Annotated in this window: 10 protein-coding genes, 1 tRNA gene and 3 rRNA genes; 11 read left to right on the top strand and 3 right to left on the bottom strand. The window is 66.1% G+C overall.

Annotated features, from left to right (window positions below; all coding sequences use genetic code 11):
* Positions 1–186: 186 nt before the first annotated feature.
* From OG710_RS22870 to OG710_RS22885, 4 genes are read left to right on the top strand one after another with little or no spacing between them, the layout of a single operon-like run.
* Positions 187–2,403: a polyribonucleotide nucleotidyltransferase gene (locus tag OG710_RS22870; RefSeq protein WP_330242322.1), complete on the top strand. Its 2,217-nt coding sequence runs from the start codon at positions 187–189 to the stop codon at positions 2,401–2,403.
* Complete coding sequence (locus OG710_RS22875) at positions 2,400–3,779, top strand: M16 family metallopeptidase (protein ID WP_330240969.1); 1,380 nt, start codon at positions 2,400–2,402, stop codon at positions 3,777–3,779. Before OG710_RS22870 ends, OG710_RS22875 begins: the two co-directional genes overlap by 4 nt.
* A 38-nt stretch (positions 3,780–3,817) precedes the next feature.
* Positions 3,818–4,570 carry a 4-hydroxy-tetrahydrodipicolinate reductase gene (gene dapB, locus OG710_RS22880; RefSeq protein WP_111338529.1) on the top strand — a complete coding sequence of 251 codons (753 nt, stop codon included), beginning with the start codon at positions 3,818–3,820 and terminating at the stop codon, positions 4,568–4,570.
* A gap of 11 nt (positions 4,571–4,581) precedes the next feature.
* Positions 4,582–5,049 (top strand): tetratricopeptide repeat protein, encoded by a 468-nt coding sequence (locus OG710_RS22885; RefSeq protein WP_330240970.1) that lies wholly within the window; start codon positions 4,582–4,584, stop codon positions 5,047–5,049.
* 73 nt (positions 5,050–5,122) lie between these two features.
* On the opposite strand, the gene OG710_RS22890 is transcribed toward OG710_RS22885, so the two are convergent.
* Together OG710_RS22890 and OG710_RS22895 are read right to left on the bottom strand one after the other, a co-directional pair.
* Positions 5,123–5,674 (bottom strand): hypothetical protein, encoded by a 552-nt coding sequence (locus OG710_RS22890; RefSeq protein WP_111338531.1) that lies wholly within the window; start codon positions 5,672–5,674, stop codon positions 5,123–5,125.
* Between the two features lie 94 nt (positions 5,675–5,768).
* Positions 5,769–6,008: a hypothetical protein gene (locus OG710_RS22895; RefSeq protein WP_111338532.1), complete on the bottom strand. Its 240-nt coding sequence runs from the start codon at positions 6,006–6,008 to the stop codon at positions 5,769–5,771.
* Between the two features lie 188 nt (positions 6,009–6,196).
* Here OG710_RS22895 and thyX point away from each other — a divergent pair, with 188 nt between their 5' ends.
* The 7 genes from thyX to OG710_RS22930 all read left to right on the top strand — a co-directional run bounded on the left by thyX (position 6,197) and on the right by OG710_RS22930 (position 15,773).
* Positions 6,197–6,934 (top strand): FAD-dependent thymidylate synthase, encoded by a 738-nt coding sequence (thyX, locus tag OG710_RS22900; RefSeq protein ID WP_330240971.1) that lies wholly within the window; start codon positions 6,197–6,199, stop codon positions 6,932–6,934.
* Between the two features lie 153 nt (positions 6,935–7,087).
* Positions 7,088–7,987 (top strand): 4-hydroxy-tetrahydrodipicolinate synthase, encoded by a 900-nt coding sequence (dapA, locus tag OG710_RS22905; RefSeq protein WP_111338534.1) that lies wholly within the window; start codon positions 7,088–7,090, stop codon positions 7,985–7,987.
* Between the two features lie 148 nt (positions 7,988–8,135).
* Positions 8,136–9,821 carry a ribonuclease J gene (locus OG710_RS22910; RefSeq protein WP_111338535.1) on the top strand — a complete coding sequence of 562 codons (1,686 nt, stop codon included), beginning with the start codon at positions 8,136–8,138 and terminating at the stop codon, positions 9,819–9,821.
* Between the two features lie 551 nt (positions 9,822–10,372).
* Positions 10,373–11,898, top strand: a 16S ribosomal RNA gene (locus OG710_RS22915).
* A gap of 306 nt (positions 11,899–12,204) precedes the next feature.
* A 23S ribosomal RNA gene (locus OG710_RS22920) occupies positions 12,205–15,326 on the top strand.
* A gap of 81 nt (positions 15,327–15,407) precedes the next feature.
* Positions 15,408–15,524 (top strand): 5S ribosomal RNA (gene rrf, locus OG710_RS22925).
* The 16S, 23S and 5S rRNA genes sit together here with 1 tRNA gene alongside, the layout of an rRNA operon.
* Positions 15,525–15,700: 176 nt before the next feature.
* Positions 15,701–15,773, top strand: a tRNA-Thr gene (locus OG710_RS22930).
* Positions 15,774–15,827: 54 nt separating this feature from the next.
* Here the strand turns inward: OG710_RS22930 and OG710_RS22935 are convergent.
* Positions 15,828–18,437, bottom strand: coding sequence for a SpoIIE family protein phosphatase (locus tag OG710_RS22935; protein ID WP_330240972.1), 2,610 nt, complete (start codon positions 18,435–18,437; stop codon positions 15,828–15,830).
* Positions 18,438–18,763 lie beyond the last annotated feature (326 nt).

The following is an 18,763-nucleotide window of genomic DNA, read 5'->3' on the forward strand; positions in this document are numbered from 1 at the left end:
CTGGACGTACAACAACAGACGAGGAGAGGCGCCCCACGGCCGCCGCCGGTCCTCGGTAGTGGCCCCCGGAACAACGTCCGGGAGCTTCGATCGAAGACCGGCCCCGCACACACGGTGCGCTTCTCCGCACTGTCCGGCGCCATACGGGCGCCCGGACGAAAGACGACGAGTATGGAGAATTCACTAGTGGAGAACGAGACCCACTACGCCGAGGCCGTCATCGACAACGGCACCTTCGGCACCCGCACCATCCGCTTCGAGACGGGCCGCCTGGCCAAGCAGGCCGCCGGCTCCGCCGTCGCGTACCTGGACGACGACACCATGGTGCTGTCGGCCACCACCGCTTCCAAGCGGCCCAAGGACCAGCTCGACTTCTTCCCCCTGACGGTGGACGTCGAGGAGCGGCAGTACGCCGCGGGCAAGATCCCCGGCTCGTTCTTCCGCCGCGAGGGCCGCCCCTCCGAGGACGCGATCCTCACCTGCCGCCTGATCGACCGCCCGCTGCGCCCCTCCTTCAAGAAGGGCCTGCGCAACGAGATCCAGATCGTCGAGACGGTCATGGCGCTCAACCCCGACCACCTGTACGACGTGGTCGCGATCAACGCCGCCTCCTGCTCCACGCAGCTGGCCGGCCTGCCCTTCTCCGGCCCGATCGGCGGCACCCGTGTCGCGCTGATCAAGGGCCAGTGGGTCGCCTTCCCGACGCACACCGAGCTCGAGGACGCCGTCTTCGACATGGTCGTCGCGGGCCGCGTCCTGGAGGACGGCGACGTCGCGATCATGATGGTCGAGGCCGAGGCCACCGAGCGGACCATCCAGCTCGTCAAGGACGGCGCCGAGGCCCCGACCGAAGAGGTCGTCGCCTCCGGTCTGGAAGCCGCCAAGCCCTTCATCAAGGTGCTGTGCAAGGCCCAGTCCGACCTCGCCGCCAAGGCCGCCAAGCCCACCGGCGAGTTCCCGGTCTTCCTCGACTACCAGGACGACGTCCTGGAGGCCCTCACCAAGGCCGTCAGCACCGAGCTGGCCAAGGCGCTCACCATCGCCGGCAAGCAGGAGCGCGAGGCGGAGCTGGACCGCGTCAAGGAGATCGCGGGCGAGAAGCTCCTCCCCGAGTTCGAGGGCCGCGAGAAGGAGATCTCCGGCGCCTACCGCGCGCTGACCAAGAAGCTGGTCCGCGAGCGCATCATCAAGGACAAGGTCCGCATCGACGGCCGCGGCGTCACGGACATCCGTACGCTCGCCGCCGAGGTCGAGGCCATCCCGCGCGTGCACGGCTCCGCCCTGTTCGAGCGTGGCGAGACCCAGATCCTGGGCGTCACCACCCTCAACATGCTCCGCATGGAGCAGCAGCTGGACACCCTCTCCCCGGTGACCCGCAAGCGCTACATGCACAACTACAACTTCCCGCCGTACTCCGTCGGCGAGACCGGCCGCGTGGGCTCGCCCAAGCGCCGCGAGATCGGCCACGGCGCGCTCGCCGAGCGCGCCATCGTGCCGGTCCTGCCGTCCCGCGAGGAGTTCCCCTACGCGATCCGCCAGGTGTCCGAGGCCCTCGGCTCCAACGGCTCGACGTCCATGGGTTCGGTCTGCGCCTCCACCATGTCCCTGCTGAACGCCGGTGTGCCGCTCAAGGCCGCCGTCGCCGGCATCGCCATGGGCCTGATCTCCCAGGAGATCGACGGCAAGACCCACTACGTCGCCCTCACCGACATCCTCGGTGCCGAGGACGCCTTCGGTGACATGGACTTCAAGGTCGCCGGTACGAAGCAGTTCGTCACCGCGCTCCAGCTCGACACCAAGCTCGACGGCATCCCCGCCTCGGTCCTGGCCGCCGCGCTGAAGCAGGCCCGCGACGCCCGCCTCCACATCCTCGACGTGATGAACGAGGCCATCGACGTCCCGGACGAGATGTCCCCGAACGCCCCCCGGATCATCACCGTCAAGATCCCGGTGGACAAGATCGGCGAGGTCATCGGCCCCAAGGGCAAGATGATCAACCAGATCCAGGAGGACACCGGCGCCGACATCACGATCGAGGACGACGGCACCATCTACATCGGTGCCCAGCAGGGCTCGCAGGCCGAGGCCGCCCGCGCCACGATCAACGCCATCGCCAACCCGACCATGCCGGAGGTCGGCGAGCGCTACCTGGGCACGGTCGTCAAGACCACCACCTTCGGTGCGTTCGTCTCGCTCATGCCGGGCAAGGACGGTCTGCTGCACATCTCGCAGATCCGCAAGCTGGCCGGCGGCAAGCGCGTCGAGAACGTCGAGGACGTCCTCGGCGTCGGCGCCAAGGTCCAGGTCGAGATCGCCGAGATCGACTCCCGCGGCAAGCTCTCCCTCATCCCCGTCATCGAGGGTGAAGAAGGCGACGAGAAGAAGGACGACGCCGCCAAGTGACGTCCCGTAGTTCCGCGACGACGGCCCGCCCCTCCTCGGAGGGGCGGGCCGTCGCCCGTACCCAAACGCTTCTCAAGGGCAGCAACGGCATCGGCACGGTCCGCCGTACGGTCCTGCCCGGCGGCCTCCGCGTCGTCACCGAGACCCTGCCCTCCGTACGCTCCGCGACCTTCGGCATCTGGGCCAACGTCGGATCACGCGACGAGACGCCCGCGCTGAACGGCGCCACGCACTACCTGGAGCACCTCCTTTTCAAGGGCACCGCCAGGCGCAGCGCCCTCGACATCTCCTCCGCCATCGACGCGGTCGGCGGCGAGATGAACGCCTTCACGGCGAAGGAGTACACCTGCTACTACGCGCGGGTCCTCGACACGGACCTGCCGCTGGCCATCGACGTCGTCTGCGACATGCTGACCGGCTCGCTGATCGCCCCCGAGGACGTGGACGCCGAACGCGGTGTCATCCTGGAGGAGATCGCCATGACGGAGGACGATCCGGGCGACTGCGTGCACGACCTGTTCGCGCACACCATGCTCGGCGACACCCCGCTGGGCCGCCCCGTCCTCGGCACCGTCGACACGATCAACGCCCTGAACCGGGGCCAGATCGCCCGCTTCTACAAGAAGCACTACGACCCCACCCGGCTCGTCGTCGCCGCCGCGGGCAACATCGACCACGCCACGGTCGTACGCCGGGTCCGCAAGGCATTCGAAGCGGCCGGCGCCCTCTCCCGCACCGACGCCGTCCCCACCGCACCCCGCGAGGGCTCCCGCGCCCTGCGCACCGCCGGCCGGGTCGAGGTGCTGGGCCGCAAGACCGAACAGGCCCATGTGGTCCTCGGCATGCCCGGCCTCTCCCGCACCGACGAGCGCCGCTGGGCCCTGGGCGTCCTCAACACCGCCCTCGGCGGCGGCATGAGCTCCCGCCTCTTCCAGGAGGTACGGGAGAAGCGCGGCCTCGCCTACAGCGTGTACTCGTACACCTCGGGCTTCGCCGACTGCGGCCTGTTCGGCGTGTACGCGGGCTGCCGCCCCAGCCAGGTGCACGACGTCCTCAAGATCTGCCGCGACGAGCTGGACCGGGTCGCGTCGGACGGGCTGAGCGACGAGGAGATCAGCCGCGCCATCGGCCAGCTCTCCGGCTCCACCGTCCTCGGCCTGGAGGACACCGGCGCGCTGATGAACCGCATCGGCAAGAGCGAGCTGTGCTGGGGCGAGCAGATGTCGGTCGACGACATGCTCGCCCGTATCGGCGAAGTCACCCCGGACGACATACGCGCGGTGGCGGGCGAGATCCTCGGACAGCGTCCCTCGCTGTCCGTCATCGGACCGCTCAAGGACAAGCAGGCCGCCCGTCTCCACGACGCGGTCGCCTGAAACCCCGAGTCCAGATCCTCCCGTAAGGAAGCAGAGCAATGAGCAAGCTGCGCGTGGCCGTTCTCGGTGCGAAGGGCCGCATCGGCTCCGAGGCGGTACGAGCCGTCGAGGCCGCCGACGACCTGGAGCTGGTGGCCGCCCTCGGCCGGGACGACAAGCTGGAGACCCTGGCCGCGGCCGGGGCCCAGGTCGCCGTCGAGCTGACCACCCCCGACTCGGTGATGGACAACCTCGAGTACTGCGTCGGGCACGGCATCCACGCGGTGGTCGGCACCACCGGCTGGACCGACGAACGGCTCGCGCGGCTGAACACCTGGCTCGACGCCTCCCCGGAGACCGGTGTGCTCATCGCGCCGAACTTCTCCATCGGCGCGGTCCTCACCATGAAGTTCGCCCAGCAGGCGGCCCGCTACTTCGAGTCCGTCGAGGTCATCGAGCTGCACCACCCCAACAAGGCCGACGCCCCCTCGGGCACCGCCGCCCGCACCGCCCAGCTCATCGCCGCCGCCCGCCGCGACGCGGGCAGCGCCCCCCAGCCGGACGCCACCAGCACCGCGCTGGACGGGGCGCGCGGCGCCGACGTGGACGGCATCCCGGTCCACTCGGTCCGGCTCCGCGGCCTCCTGGCCCACCAGGAGGTGCTGCTCGGCGGCGAGGGCGAGACCCTCACCATCCGCCACGACTCCCTGCACCACAGCAGCTTCATGCCCGGCATCCTGCTCGGCGCCCGCCGTGTGGTGACCACTCCCGGCCTCACGTTCGGCCTGGAACACTTCCTCGACCTGAACTGACTGGCCCCGCCATGCGCGCAAAGATCACCTATGTCGTCACCGCCGCCGTCCTGGTCTTCTACTTCGTCCTGGTCGGCAGCCGGGGTGTCCTGCTCATCGAGCACGGCACCCCGGTGACGGTGGCCTTCGGGGTCGCCGTGCTCGTCCTGCCGGCGATCGGCGTCTGGTTCCTGTGGAAGAACACCCAGTTCGTCCGCAGGGCCAACGCCCTGGCCGCAGAGCTGGACGCGGAGGGCGGCCTCCCGGTCGACGACCTGCTGCGTACGCCCAGCGGCCGCATCGACCGGGCATCGGCGGACGCGGTGTTCGAACGCCGCCGGGAGGAGACGGAAGACTCCCCGGACGACTGGCGCTGCTGGTTCCGTCTGGCGGTCGCCTACCAGGACGCCCGGGACACCCCCCGAGCCCGCAAGGCCATGCAACGAGCCATCGCCCTGCGCCGCCGACCCGGTGCACCAACCAGCCCGTCCGGCGTTTGAGGACAAAAAAGAAGCCGTCCGGCGATTGAGGAGACCTCGCTCACCGGACGGCACCGCACCGCACAACGACCCGCTACCGCGGCCGATACTCATCCCCCCACGCCTCGATCGTGTCCGCGGCACGATCGAACGCCTCCCCCCGCGCAAGGAAATCCGCGTTGGAGTCGGTGAGCAGCGGCGGCACCGCGTCCCCGCCCTTGCGGACGACGATCAGGGCCTGGCCCTGCACCGTACGGGGGAACCCGAGCCACTTCACGGGCTGCTGCACCGTCCGTACGGCGGTGGCCCCGCTCCACGGCACCGTCGTCGTACGGAAGAAGCCGACGCGCCGCACACCGTGCCGGCTCACCCACGCGCCGATGCGCAGCATCCGCAGGGCGCACAGGATGATCGCGAGGGCGAGCGCGAGGCACGCCCCCGCTCCGGGCAGCGCTCCGGCGAACGCGATGATCATCCCCGCGAACAGGATGAACGAGGCGAGCAGCAGCAGACCGGCCGCGGCGGCGACCCGCCACGGGCCGGGGCGGTAGGGCCGCCGCCAGCTGTCGTGGTCGTCGAACGGGAGCGCGACGTCCTCGGCGTTCGTGTCAAACGCGCGGTCGGCCGTCAGGAAGGGCAGGGGCACGACTGATCCTCACTCACAAGCACGCTCGATTGCTGTGCCCGGTGAGGCTACCGAGGAGGTGGCCGGACGGACCACCCCAGGGGGTCCGTCCGGGTCAGTGCCCGTCCGCGGCCTCGGTCTGCTGCGTGTGCGCCGGTGCCTGATCGGGGCCCAGCGCGGGCAGGCCCAGGACCAGCGCTCCGGCGAGCCCGCCGACGACGACGAGGCCGATGAGGGCGCGCCCGGCCCGCTCGGAGACCGTACTGCGGGCGCGGGGCGGGGGAGTGACGTTGCTGCGGAACCGGTCGGATTCGGCGACGAACGAGAACGGGACGGCTTCCCGCCGGCGGAACATGGTGGCTCTCCTCGGTTTCACTTTCGGGTGGTACTCACCCGGTCAGACGAATGACACGCCCATTCGGTGCCCGGAATCGCCGGTTCGTCCGCGCGGATATCCGCGGGCAACGGGCTGGGGAGGAGGTGGGAGCCCCGGCCCGTAGAGTGGACGCCGCCCGAGCGATGCCGTTGGAAGGACCCCCGCCGGTGACCGAAACTCCCGAGCCCACCAAGGCCCACTTCCGCAGCGATGTCACCGTTGACCTGGTGAAATCCGCCGCGGGCGACGCCGACGTCCTGTTCGCCGCCCGTGTGTCCACGGCCGGTGAGCAGTCCCTGGAGGAGATCGCCAAGGACCCCGAGCGTTCGAAGGGGCTCATCAACTACCTGATGCGGGACCGGCACGGCAGCCCGTTCGAGCACAACTCGATGACCTTCTTCATCAGCGCCCCGATCTTCGTGTTCCGCGAGTTCATGCGGCACCGCGTCGGCTGGTCGTACAACGAGGAGTCGGGCCGCTACCGGGAGCTGCAGCCGGTCTTCTACGTCCCCGACACCTCCCGCAAGCTCATCCAGCAGGGCCGCCCCGGCAAGTACGAGTTCGTCGAGGGCACCCCGGAACAGCACGCGCTCACCAGCAGCGCCATGGAGGACTCGTACCGGCGCTCCTACGACGCTTACCAGGAGATGCTGGCGGCGGGTGTGGCCCGCGAGGTGGCCCGCGCCGTGCTCCCGGTCGGCCTGTACTCCACGATGTACGCCACCTGCAACGCACGCTCGCTGATGCACTTCCTCGGCCTGCGCACGCAGCACGAGCTGGCCAAGGTGCCGTCGTTCCCGCAGCGGGAGATCGAGATGGTGGGTGAGCAGATGGAGGCGCACTGGGCGCGGCTCATGCCGCTCACCTATGCAGCCTTCAACAAAAATGGACGTGTCGCCCCGTAGGGCGGTGTCCGTATTGCGGCGTTTCGAGTAGTTCATCTAGGCTGATCAAACGGACCCGGCACTGCTTGAACCCCCGAGCAGGCAGTGCCGGGCTCCTCTTGCTTGAGCCCCCGAGGGGGTACCGTTCGCCGAGCAACGAGTAGCGTGTTACCCATGGCTCCGATCTCCACTCCGCAGACCCCCTTCGGGCGGGTCCTCACCGCTATGGTCACGCCGTTCACGGCGGACGGTGTTCTCGACCTCGAGGGCGCGCAGCGGCTCGCCACCCACCTGGTGGACGCAGGCAACGACGGCCTGATCATCAACGGCACCACCGGCGAGTCCCCGACCACCAGCGACGCGGAGAAAGACCAGCTCGTCAGGGCGGTCCTCGAAGCGGTGGGCGACCGGGCGCACATCGTCGCCGGCATCGGCACCAATGACACCCGTCACAGCATCGAGCTCGCCCGCACCGCCGAGCGCAGCGGCGCGCACGGCCTCCTCGCCGTGACCCCGTACTACAACAAGCCCCCGCAGGAGGGCCTGTTCCGGCACTTCACCGCCATCGCGGACGCCACCGGCCTGCCGGTGATGCTCTACGACATTCCGGGCCGCAGCGGTGTGCCGATCGACACGGAGACGCTCGTACGGCTCGCCGAGCACCCCCGCATCGTCGCGAACAAGGACGCCAAGGGCGACCTCGGCCGCTCCAGCTGGGCCATCGCCCGCTCGGGCCTCGCCTGGTACTCCGGCGACGACATGCTGAACCTCCCGCTTCTGTCGGTCGGCGCGGTCGGCGTCGTCTCGGTCGTCGGCCATGTCGTCACACCGGAGCTGCGGGCGCTCATCGAGGCGTACCTCGGCGGGGACGTGCAGAAGGCCACCGAGATCCACCAGAAGCTGCTGCCGGTCTTCACCGGCATGTTCCGCACCCAGGGCGTGATCACCACCAAGGCCGCCCTGACGCTCCAGGGACTCCCGGCGGGCCCCCTGCGCCTGCCCCTCGTCGAGCTGACCGAGCAGGAGACGGCCCAGCTCAAGATCGATCTTGCCGCCGGCGGGGTAGAGCTCTGACAACGGACTTCACAACTGAATACGTGCTCCACCACGAAATACGCGGGGAATCCGCGCCACAGCACCATCCAAGACAACAGCAAGTGCACGAATGACATGCGCGCCACGTGCCCAAGCGGTACGTGGCGCGCGTGGTGAGGAGAGTCTTTTGAGTCATCCGCATCCTGAACTCGGCACGCCGCCGAAGCTCGCGAAGGGCGCCCTCCGGGTCACCCCGCTCGGTGGTCTCGGTGAGATCGGCCGCAACATGACGGTCTTCGAGTACGGCGGACGCCTGCTCATCGTCGACTGCGGTGTCCTCTTCCCGGAGGAGGAGCAGCCCGGCATCGACCTGATCCTGCCCGACTTCACCACCATCCGGGACCGCCTCGACGACATCGAGGGCATCGTCCTCACGCACGGCCACGAGGACCACATCGGTGGCGTCCCGTACCTGCTGCGCCTGAAGCCGGACATCCCGCTGATCGGCTCCAAGCTGACCCTGGCCCTGATCGAGGCCAAGCTCCAGGAGCACCGCATCCGCCCGTACACCCTGGAGGTGGCGGAGGGGCAGCGCGAGCGCATCGGAGTCTTCGACTGCGAATTCATCGCGGTGAACCACTCCATCCCGGACGCCCTCGCGGTCGCCATCCGGACCCCCGCCGGCCTGGCCGTGGCCACCGGCGACTTCAAGATGGACCAGCTGCCGCTGGACCGTCGCCTCACCGACCTGCACGCTTTCGCGCGGCTGAGCGAGGAGGGCATCGACCTCCTGCTCTCCGACTCGACGAACGCGGAGGTGCCGGGCTTCGTTCCGCCCGAGCGGGACATCCAGAACGTCCTGCGCAACGTCTTCGCCAATGCGCAGAAGCGCATCATCGTGGCGAGCTTCGCCAGCCATGTGCACCGCATCCAGCAGATCCTCGACACGGCCCACGAGTACGGCCGCCGGGTCGCCTTCGTCGGGCGCTCGATGGTCCGCAACATGGGCATCGCCCGGGACCTGGGCTACCTGCGGGTTCCGGCCGGCCTGGTCGTGGACGTCAAGACCCTGGACGACCTGCCGGACGACGAGGTCGTGCTCGTCTGCACCGGTTCGCAGGGCGAGCCGATGGCGGCCCTGTCCCGGATGGCCAACCGCGACCACCAGATCCGCATCGTCCAGGGCGACACGGTGATCCTGGCGTCGTCGCTGATCCCCGGCAACGAGAACGCCGTCTACCGCGTGATCAACGGCCTCACCCGCTGGGGCGCCAACGTCGTCCACAAGGGCAACGCCAAGGTCCACGTCTCGGGCCACGCCTCGGCCGGTGAGCTGCTGTACTTCTACAACATCTGCCGCCCGAAGAACCTGATGCCGGTCCACGGCGAGTGGCGCCACCTGCGGGCGAATGCCGAGCTCGGCGCGCTCACCGGAGTGCCGAAGGACCACATCGTCATCGCCGAGGACGGCGTCGTCGTGGACCTCGTCGAGGGCAAGGCCAAGATCGTCGGCAAGGTCCAGGCGGGGTACGTGTACGTGGACGGCCTCTCGGTCGGCGATGTCACCGAGACCTCGCTCAAGGACCGCCGCATCCTCGGTGACGAGGGCATCATCTCGGTGTTCCTGGTGGTCGACAGCACCTCGGGCAAGATCGTGGGCGGTCCCCACATCCACGCGCGGGGCTCGGGCATCGACGACGCGGCGTTCACCGCGGTCGTGCCGAAGATCGAGGACGCGCTGGACCGGTCGGCCCAGGACGGCGTGATGGAGCCCCACCAGCTCCAGCAGCTGATCCGCCGCACGGTCGGCAAGTGGGTCTCCGACACCTACCGCCGGCGCCCGATGATCCTCCCCGTCGTCGTCGAGGTCTGACCCGACGCCAGGCGCGAACTTCGGAGCGGGGCCCCCGATTTGCATCGGGGCGCCCCGCTCCAGTACGTTTACGTCTCCGCCTCACCGGGAAGCAGCGAGCGCACCCGTGCGCCCTGAGTTTCCACAGAGGGGGCGGGAATTCCGACTCAGAACTTCTGATAAAGTCGGAGCCGCCGGAAAGGGAAAGCGCGAAAGCGAAGACCTTGAAAGCGAAAATCGATTGACCCGCTTCGACCGGGAATCGGACACGAAAGAGTCTGATAGAGTCGGAAACGTAAGACCGAAGGGAAGCGCCCGGAGGAAAGCCCGCAGGGGTGAGTACAAAGGAAGCGTCCGTTCCTTGAGAACTCAACAGCGTGCCAAAAGTCAACGCCAGATATGTTGATACCCCGGCCTGCTTCGGCAGGTTGGAGGTTCCTTTGAAAGTCCTGTGCGATCCCTTTGCGGGTCGGGCAGGCAAAAAACACAGCGAGGACGCAGTGGACGACAGGTCATATTCCGACCTTGCTCGTTCCGCTCTCGTGATGTGTGGTCCCGATTACGGGAAAACATTCACGGAGAGTTTGATCCTGGCTCAGGACGAACGCTGGCGGCGTGCTTAACACATGCAAGTCGAACGATGAAGCCCTTCGGGGTGGATTAGTGGCGAACGGGTGAGTAACACGTGGGCAATCTGCCCTTCACTCTGGGACAAGCCCTGGAAACGGGGTCTAATACCGGATACCACTTTCTCCCTCCTGGGAGAAGGTTGAAAGCTCCGGCGGTGAAGGATGAGCCCGCGGCCTATCAGCTAGTTGGTGGGGTAATGGCCTACCAAGGCGACGACGGGTAGCCGGCCTGAGAGGGCGACCGGCCACACTGGGACTGAGACACGGCCCAGACTCCTACGGGAGGCAGCAGTGGGGAATATTGCACAATGGGCGAAAGCCTGATGCAGCGACGCCGCGTGAGGGATGACGGCCTTCGGGTTGTAAACCTCTTTCAGCAGGGAAGAAGCGAAAGTGACGGTACCTGCAGAAGAAGCGCCGGCTAACTACGTGCCAGCAGCCGCGGTAATACGTAGGGCGCAAGCGTTGTCCGGAATTATTGGGCGTAAAGAGCTCGTAGGCGGCTTGTCGCGTCGGTTGTGAAAGCCCGGAGCTTAACTCCGGGTCTGCAGTCGATACGGGCAGGCTAGAGTGTGGTAGGGGAGATCGGAATTCCTGGTGTAGCGGTGAAATGCGCAGATATCAGGAGGAACACCGGTGGCGAAGGCGGATCTCTGGGCCATTACTGACGCTGAGGAGCGAAAGCGTGGGGAGCGAACAGGATTAGATACCCTGGTAGTCCACGCCGTAAACGTTGGGAACTAGGTGTTGGCGACATTCCACGTCGTCGGTGCCGCAGCTAACGCATTAAGTTCCCCGCCTGGGGAGTACGGCCGCAAGGCTAAAACTCAAAGGAATTGACGGGGGCCCGCACAAGCAGCGGAGCATGTGGCTTAATTCGACGCAACGCGAAGAACCTTACCAAGGCTTGACATACACCGGAAAGCATCAGAGATGGTGCCCCCCTTGTGGTCGGTGTACAGGTGGTGCATGGCTGTCGTCAGCTCGTGTCGTGAGATGTTGGGTTAAGTCCCGCAACGAGCGCAACCCTTGTTCTGTGTTGCCAGCATGCCCTTCGGGGTGATGGGGACTCACAGGAGACTGCCGGGGTCAACTCGGAGGAAGGTGGGGACGACGTCAAGTCATCATGCCCCTTATGTCTTGGGCTGCACACGTGCTACAATGGCCGGTACAATGAGCTGCGATGCCGTGAGGCGGAGCGAATCTCAAAAAGCCGGTCTCAGTTCGGATTGGGGTCTGCAACTCGACCCCATGAAGTCGGAGTTGCTAGTAATCGCAGATCAGCATTGCTGCGGTGAATACGTTCCCGGGCCTTGTACACACCGCCCGTCACGTCACGAAAGTCGGTAACACCCGAAGCCGGTGGCCCAACCCCTTGTGGGAGGGAGCTGTCGAAGGTGGGACTGGCGATTGGGACGAAGTCGTAACAAGGTAGCCGTACCGGAAGGTGCGGCTGGATCACCTCCTTTCTAAGGAGCACTTCTTACCAGGCTCTGCCTGGTCAGAGGCCAGAACACCGGCGAATGTCCGGTGCTGGTAGCTCATGGGTGGAACGTTGACTACTCGGCACGGCGCATGAGTCTTCACCAGTACTGCTCTTCGGAGCGTGGAACGTGGGGGTGAGTGGGTCGGGTCGGGCACGCTGTTGGGTATCTGAAGGTACGGCCGTGATGGTCGTCCTTCGGTTGCCGGCCCCAGTGAACTCGTCAGTTTCTGGCGGGGTGGTGGGTGGCTGGTCGTTGTTTGAGAACTGCACAGTGGACGCGAGCATCTGTGGCCAAGTTTTTAAGGGCGCACGGTGGATGCCTTGGCACCAGGAACCGATGAAGGACGTGGGAGGCCGCGATAGGCCCCGGGGAGCTGTCAACCGAGCTTTGATCCGGGGGTGTCCGAATGGGGAAACCCGACAGTCGTCATGGGCTGTCACCCGCTGCTGAACACATAGGCAGTGTGGAGGGAACGCGGGGAAGTGAAACATCTCAGTACCCGCAGGAAGAGAAAACAACCGTGATTCCGGGAGTAGTGGCGAGCGAAACTGGATCAGGCCAAACCGTATGCGTGTGATACCCGGCAGGGGTTGCGCATGCGGGGTTGTGGGATCTCTCTTTCACAGTCTGCCGGCTGTGAGACAAGTCAGAAACCGTTGGTGTAGGCGAAGGACATGCGAAAGGTCCGGCGTAGAGGGTAAGACCCCCGTAGCTGAAACATCAGCGGCTTGTTTGAGAGACACCCAAGTAGCACGGGGCCCGAGAAATCCCGTGTGAATCTGGCGGGACCACCCGTTAAGCCTAAATATTCCCTGGTGACCGATAGCGGATAGTACCGTGAGGGAATGGTGAAAAGTACCGCGGGAGCGGAGTGAAATAGTACCTGAAACCGTGTGCCTACAAGCCGTGGGAGCGTCGCATGCAAGCTTGCTTGCATGTCGTGACTGCGTGCCTTTTGAAGAATGAGCCTGCGAGTTAGCGGTGTGTAGCGAGGTTAACCCGTGTGGGGAAGCCGTAGCGAAAGCGAGTCCGAACAGGGCGATTGAGTTGCACGCTCTAGACCCGAAGCGGAGTGATCTAGCCATGGGCAGGTTGAAGCGGAGGTAAGACTTCGTGGAGGACCGAACCCACCAGGGTTGAAAACCTGGGGGATGACCTGTGGTTAGGGGTGAAAGGCCAATCAAACTCCGTGATAGCTGGTTCTCCCCGAAATGCATTTAGGTGCAGCGTCGTGTGTTTCTTGCCGGAGGTAGAGCACTGGATAGGCGATGGGCCCTACCGGGTTACTGACCTTAGCCAAACTCCGAATGCCGGTAAGTGAGAGCGCGGCAGTGAGACTGTGGGGGATAAGCTCCATGGTCGAGAGGGAAACAGCCCAGAGCATCGACTAAGGCCCCTAAGCGTACGCTAAGTGGGAAAGGATGTGGAGTCGCAGAGACAACCAGGAGGTTGGCTTAGAAGCAGCCACCCTTGAAAGAGTGCGTAATAGCTCACTGGTCAAGTGATTCCGCGCCGACAATGTAGCGGGGCTCAAGCGTACCGCCGAAGTCGTGTCATTCCAGCATCAGGGCCAACGCCTGCTGGGATGGGTAGGGGAGCGTCGTGTGCCGGGTGAAGCAGCCGCGGAAGCGAGTTGTGGACGGTTCACGAGTGAGAATGCAGGCATGAGTAGCGATACACACGTGAGAAACGTGTGCGCCGATTGACTAAGGGTTCCTGGGTCAAGCTGATCTGCCCAGGGTAAGTCGGGACCTAAGGCGAGGCCGACAGGCGTAGTCGATGGACAACCGGTTGATATTCCGGTACCCGCTTTGAAACGCCCAGTACTGAATCAGGCGATGCTAAGTCCGTGAAGCCGGCCCGATCTCTTCGGAGTTGAGGGTAGTGGTGGAGCCGACGAACCAGACTTGTAGTAGGTAAGCGATGGGGTGACGCAGGAAGGTAGTCCAGCCCAGGCGGTGGTTGTCCTGGGGTAAGGGTGTAGGCCGTGTGGTAGGCAAATCCGTCACACGTTAAGGCTGAGACCTGATGCCGAGCCGATTGTGGTGAAGTGGATGATCCTATGCTGTCGAGAAAAGCCTCTAGCGAGTTTCATGGCGGCCCGTACCCTAAACCGACTCAGGTGGTCAGGTAGAGAATACCGAGGCGTTCGGGTGAACTATGGTTAAGGAACTCGGCAAAATGCCCCCGTAACTTCGGGAGAAGGGGGGCCACCTTTGGTGATAGCACTTGCTGCTTGAGCTGGGGGTGGCCGCAGAGACCAGCGAGAAGCGACTGTTTACTAAAAACACAGGTCCGTGCGAAGCCGTAAGGCGATGTATACGGACTGACGCCTGCCCGGTGCTGGAACGTTAAGGGGACCGGTTAGCTGCTCTTCGGGGTGGCGAAGCTGAGAACTTAAGCGCCAGTAAACGGCGGTGGTAACTATAACCATCCTAAGGTAGCGAAATTCCTTGTCGGGTAAGTTCCGACCTGCACGAATGGCGTAACGACTTCTCGACTGTCTCAACCATAGGCCCGGTGAAATTGCACTACGAGTAAAGATGCTCGTTTCGCGCAGCAGGACGGAAAGACCCCGGGACCTTTACTATAGTTTGATATTGGTGTTCGGTTCGGCTTGTGTAGGATAGGTGGGAGACTTTGAAGCGGCCACGCCAGTGGTTGTGGAGTCGTCGTTGAAATACCACTCTGGTCGTGCTGGATGTCTAACCTGGGTCCGTGATCCGGATCAGGGACAGTGTCTGATGGGTAGTTTAACTGGGGCGGTTGCCTCCTAAAGGGTAACGGAGGCGCCCAAAGGTTCCCTCAGCCTGGTTGGCAATCAGGTGTTGAGTGTAAGTGCACAAGGGAGCTTGACTGTGAGACCGACGGGTCGAGCAGGGACGAAAGTCGGGACTAGTGATCCGGCAGTGGCTTGTGGAAGCGCTGTCGCTCAACGGATAAAAGGTACCCCGGGGATAACAGGCTGATCTTCCCCAAGAGTCCATATCGACGGGATGGTTTGGCACCTCGATGTCGGCTCGTCGCATCCTGGGGCTGGAGTCGGTCCCAAGGGTTGGGCTGTTCGCCCATTAAAGCGGTACGCGAGCTGGGTTTAGAACGTCGTGAGACAGTTCGGTCCCTATCCGCTGTGCGCGTAGGAATATTGAGAAGGGCTGTCCCTAGTACGAGAGGACCGGGACGGACGAACCTCTGGTGTGCCAGTTGTTCTGCCAAGGGCATGGCTGGTTGGCTACGTTCGGAAAGGATAACCGCTGAAAGCATCTAAGCGGGAAGCCTGCTTCAAGATGAGTATTCCCACCAACTTGATTGGTTAAGGCTCCCAGTAGACGACTGGGTTGATAGGCCAGATGTGGAAGCCCGGTAACGGGTGGAGCTGACTGGTACTAATAGGCCGAGGGCTTGTCCTCAGTTGCTCGCGTCCACTGTGTTAGTTCTGAAATAACGAACAGCCGTGTTGTTGCCCGGTTGGTTTGTGAATTTCATAGTGTTTCGGTGGTCATTGCGTTAGGGAAACGCCCGGTTACATTCCGAACCCGGAAGCTAAGCCTTTCAGCGCCGATGGTACTGCAGGGGGGACCCTGTGGGAGAGTAGGACGCCGCCGAACAATCATTGTGGGAAAGCCCCGTGCCCTTGTGGCACGGGGCTTTTCTGCGTTTCCGGTGCCTGCATGGGCCAGGCCCCTGCTGTCCCGCCGGCCTGCCCGGCAACTGGGCGGCTCAGGCGGTTTTGCAGAACCCCTGGATCAGGGTATGCTTTAGCTCGTTGCCGCAGGGCAGCAAGGCCCCAATAGCTCAGTCGGTAGAGCGTCTCCATGGTAAGGAGAAGGTCTGCGGTTCGATTCCGCATTGGGGCTCAGGAAAAGGAAAGGCCCCGCCAGTCGGCGGGGCCTTTCTTCATGTACAGGTCTTCATGTGCGGGGTTCCGGAACGCGCATCGTCAGGATGGCCATGTCGTCCGAGGGCGGATCGGCGGCGAAGCGCTCGACCGCGCGGAGAATGCGCGCGGCCACCGCACCCGCCGTCAGCCCCGTGCAGTGCGAGAGCACCTCCGCCAGGCCGTCGTCGCCGAGCATGCGCGTGCCCTCCCGGCGCTCCGTCACACCGTCCGTCACGCACAACAGGACATCGCCGGGCTCCAGCGTGAACTGCTGCTCGTACAGCTCCAGGTCCTCCATCACGCCCAGCAGCGGCTGCGGGTCCGCCGCCGGCTCCACCGAGCCGTCCTGGCGCAACCGCAGCGGCAGCGGATGCCCCGCGCAGACCACCTTCAGCAGCGCGCTGCCGTCCTCCTGCGGCCACAGCTCGCCGTACAGCAGGGTGAGGAAGCGGCTGCGCGTCCCCTCGTCGAGGATGGCCGCGTTGAGCCGCTCCAGGACCGCGGGGCCACCGAAGCCCTCCCTGGCCAGCAGGCGCAGCGCATGGCGGGCCAGGCCCGTGACGGACGCGGCCTCGGGCCCCGTACCGCACACGTCGCCGATGGCGAACCCGTACGCGCCGTCCCGGATCGGGAACACGTCGTAGAAGTCGCCGCCGACCTCGTTGCCCTCACCGGCCGCCCGGTAGATGACATCGACCTCCACATTGGGCACGGCCGGCAGCCCCGGAGGCAGCAGGCTGCGCTGGAGGGCCTGGCTGATCGCCGTGCGCTCGGAGTAGAGGCGGGCGTTGTCCAGGGCCAGGGCGGCCCGGCGGGACAGGTCCTCGGCCAGCTCCAGGATCTCCTGGCGGAAGTGGTCGTCGGACGGCTTGCCGAGCGTCAGCATGCCGATGACCCGGTTCCGGGCGACGAGCGGCAGGACGACGGTCTCCCCGCCCACCGCGGCCGCAGTAGCCAGCGTCGTCCGGGTCGCCGAACCCAGGCCGTCCCGCTCGCCCATCGTGATACTGCGCATCGACGTCCGCAGCGCGGCCTCGTGGGCGGCCTGGGACGGCGCGGTCCAGACACGGGCGCCGGGCGTGGGCACCGGTTCGGGCGGCGAGATCCGGGTGAGCAGGGCCTTGAGCCCGTCGATGCGCTCCTCGTCCTCGTGCAGCACGTAGGAGAGCTCCGGTTCCGACGACGGGTCGGCGATCGTGTAGACCGCGCACCACGTGGCCAGCGTCGGGACCGTCATCTGGGCCATCAGCGCCAGCGTCTGATCCCGGTCCAGCGTGCCCGCCAGCAGGTCCGACGCCTCCACCAGGAAGGACAGCGAGCCGCGGCGCAGCCGTTCCAGCTCGCCCAGCCGCGCCGACTCGACCGCCAGGGCGATCCGGTCCGCCGCGAACTGCAGGCGCAGCGCCTCCTCGTTCGAGTAGCGCCCGGCCGCCTCGGCGGCGACGCCCAGGGAGCCCGTCAGCCGGCCCTCGACCTTCAGCGGGACCGTGACCACCGAACGCATGCCGGTGTTGCCGAGCAGCGGGACCGCGCCCGGAACGGCGTCCAGGTCCTCATGCACGGCGGGCATCCGCGCGGAGCCGTACCGGCCGGTGCCGGCCTCGACGGGGACGCGGGCGAAGCGCTGGCGGGCGGAGGGCAGGCCGGTCGTGGCCCGGACCTCCAGTTCGGTCTCGTCGTCCGTGGCCAGCAGCAGGAAGGCGGCGTCGGCGTCGAGCATGTCGCGGGCCCGTTCGACGGTGCGCTGGAGCAGTCCGTCCAGGTCGTCGGGGGCGGGGGAGCCGATGAACACCTCGAACGGGTCCGTCTTGCGGCTCTCGGTGGCATCGGACGCGGGGGCGCGTACCGGGGTCTGCAGGACGGCGCGCTCGTAGTCGCGCACGAGCAGGCAGACCGTCGAGGGCTCGCCCTCGGTGTCGCGCACCCGCAGGTGGGAGCCGTAGACCGGGATCGTACGCCCGTCGGCGCCACGGATTCCGTAGCTGCCCTCCCAGCGGGAGAGGCGCAGGGCGTCGTCGAAGCCGGTGCTGGTGCCGGGGGTCTGCGGCCAGGCGGTGAAGTCCGCGAGCTGCTTCCCCATGACCTGATCCGCCGTGTAGCCGAACAGATAGGCGGCGTCGTCGTTCCAGGCGGCGACGGCGCCCTCGCTGTCGATCTGCACGACGGCGACCCGCACGCGCTCGTCCGTGACCGGGAGCATGCCGACCGGCAGCAGGGGCCCGGCCGAACGGACGCCCACCGGGCGGTCCGGCAGATCGAGCTGGAACCAGACGTGTTTACGGGTGGGGGAGTACTCGACGCCCCAGCGGGAAGCGAGCGCCGCGCACAGCAGCAGGCCCCGGCCGTTCTCCCGGTCGGGGCCGCCGATGTCGAGCCCGGCCGACTGGAGCGGGATCTCCCGTTCCGGGTAGTGGTCGGAGATCTCGACGCGTACGCCGTCCTCCGTGCGCAGGCACAGGACGTCCGCCGCGGTGCCCGCGTGGACGACGGCGTTGGTGACGAGCTCGCTGGTCAGGACCACGGCGTCGTCCACGACGTCGGTGTATCCCCACCCCTGGAGCGTGTCCCGGACAAAGGCGCGGGCCGTCGCGACGGAGCGCGCCACCGGGTCGAAGGTGGCAGCCGCACGCGCCGTGATCACAGCACTCCCCATATGGTGTCTCGTCGCTTCCCCGAGTCCTCTGCCCGTTTGTCGCCGCTTCGATTCGCCTGCCAGGCTAGACGTTCCGCCGGCGCGCCGGGTAAGCGAGGGCCGACTTCGGACAGGCACGGGCGGGAACCGACGAGTGAGCGACAGGATGGGCTTCCCCTCGAAGGGATGTGGGACAACGAGGGGAGGTTCCACCCCGACCGGTTCCCGCCTGATACGTTTCAACGATTTGACGTCCGCATGGTCACCCGTCGACGGTGGTCTGTGGCGATGAGCCCCGGAAGTTCTGGGCAAGCTCTGGGACGAGGTCCTGGCTA

Origin of the sequence: Streptomyces sp. NBC_00525 (genome assembly GCF_036346595.1) — a bacterium.
Taxonomy (GTDB): Bacteria; Actinomycetota; Actinomycetes; order Streptomycetales; family Streptomycetaceae; genus Streptomyces.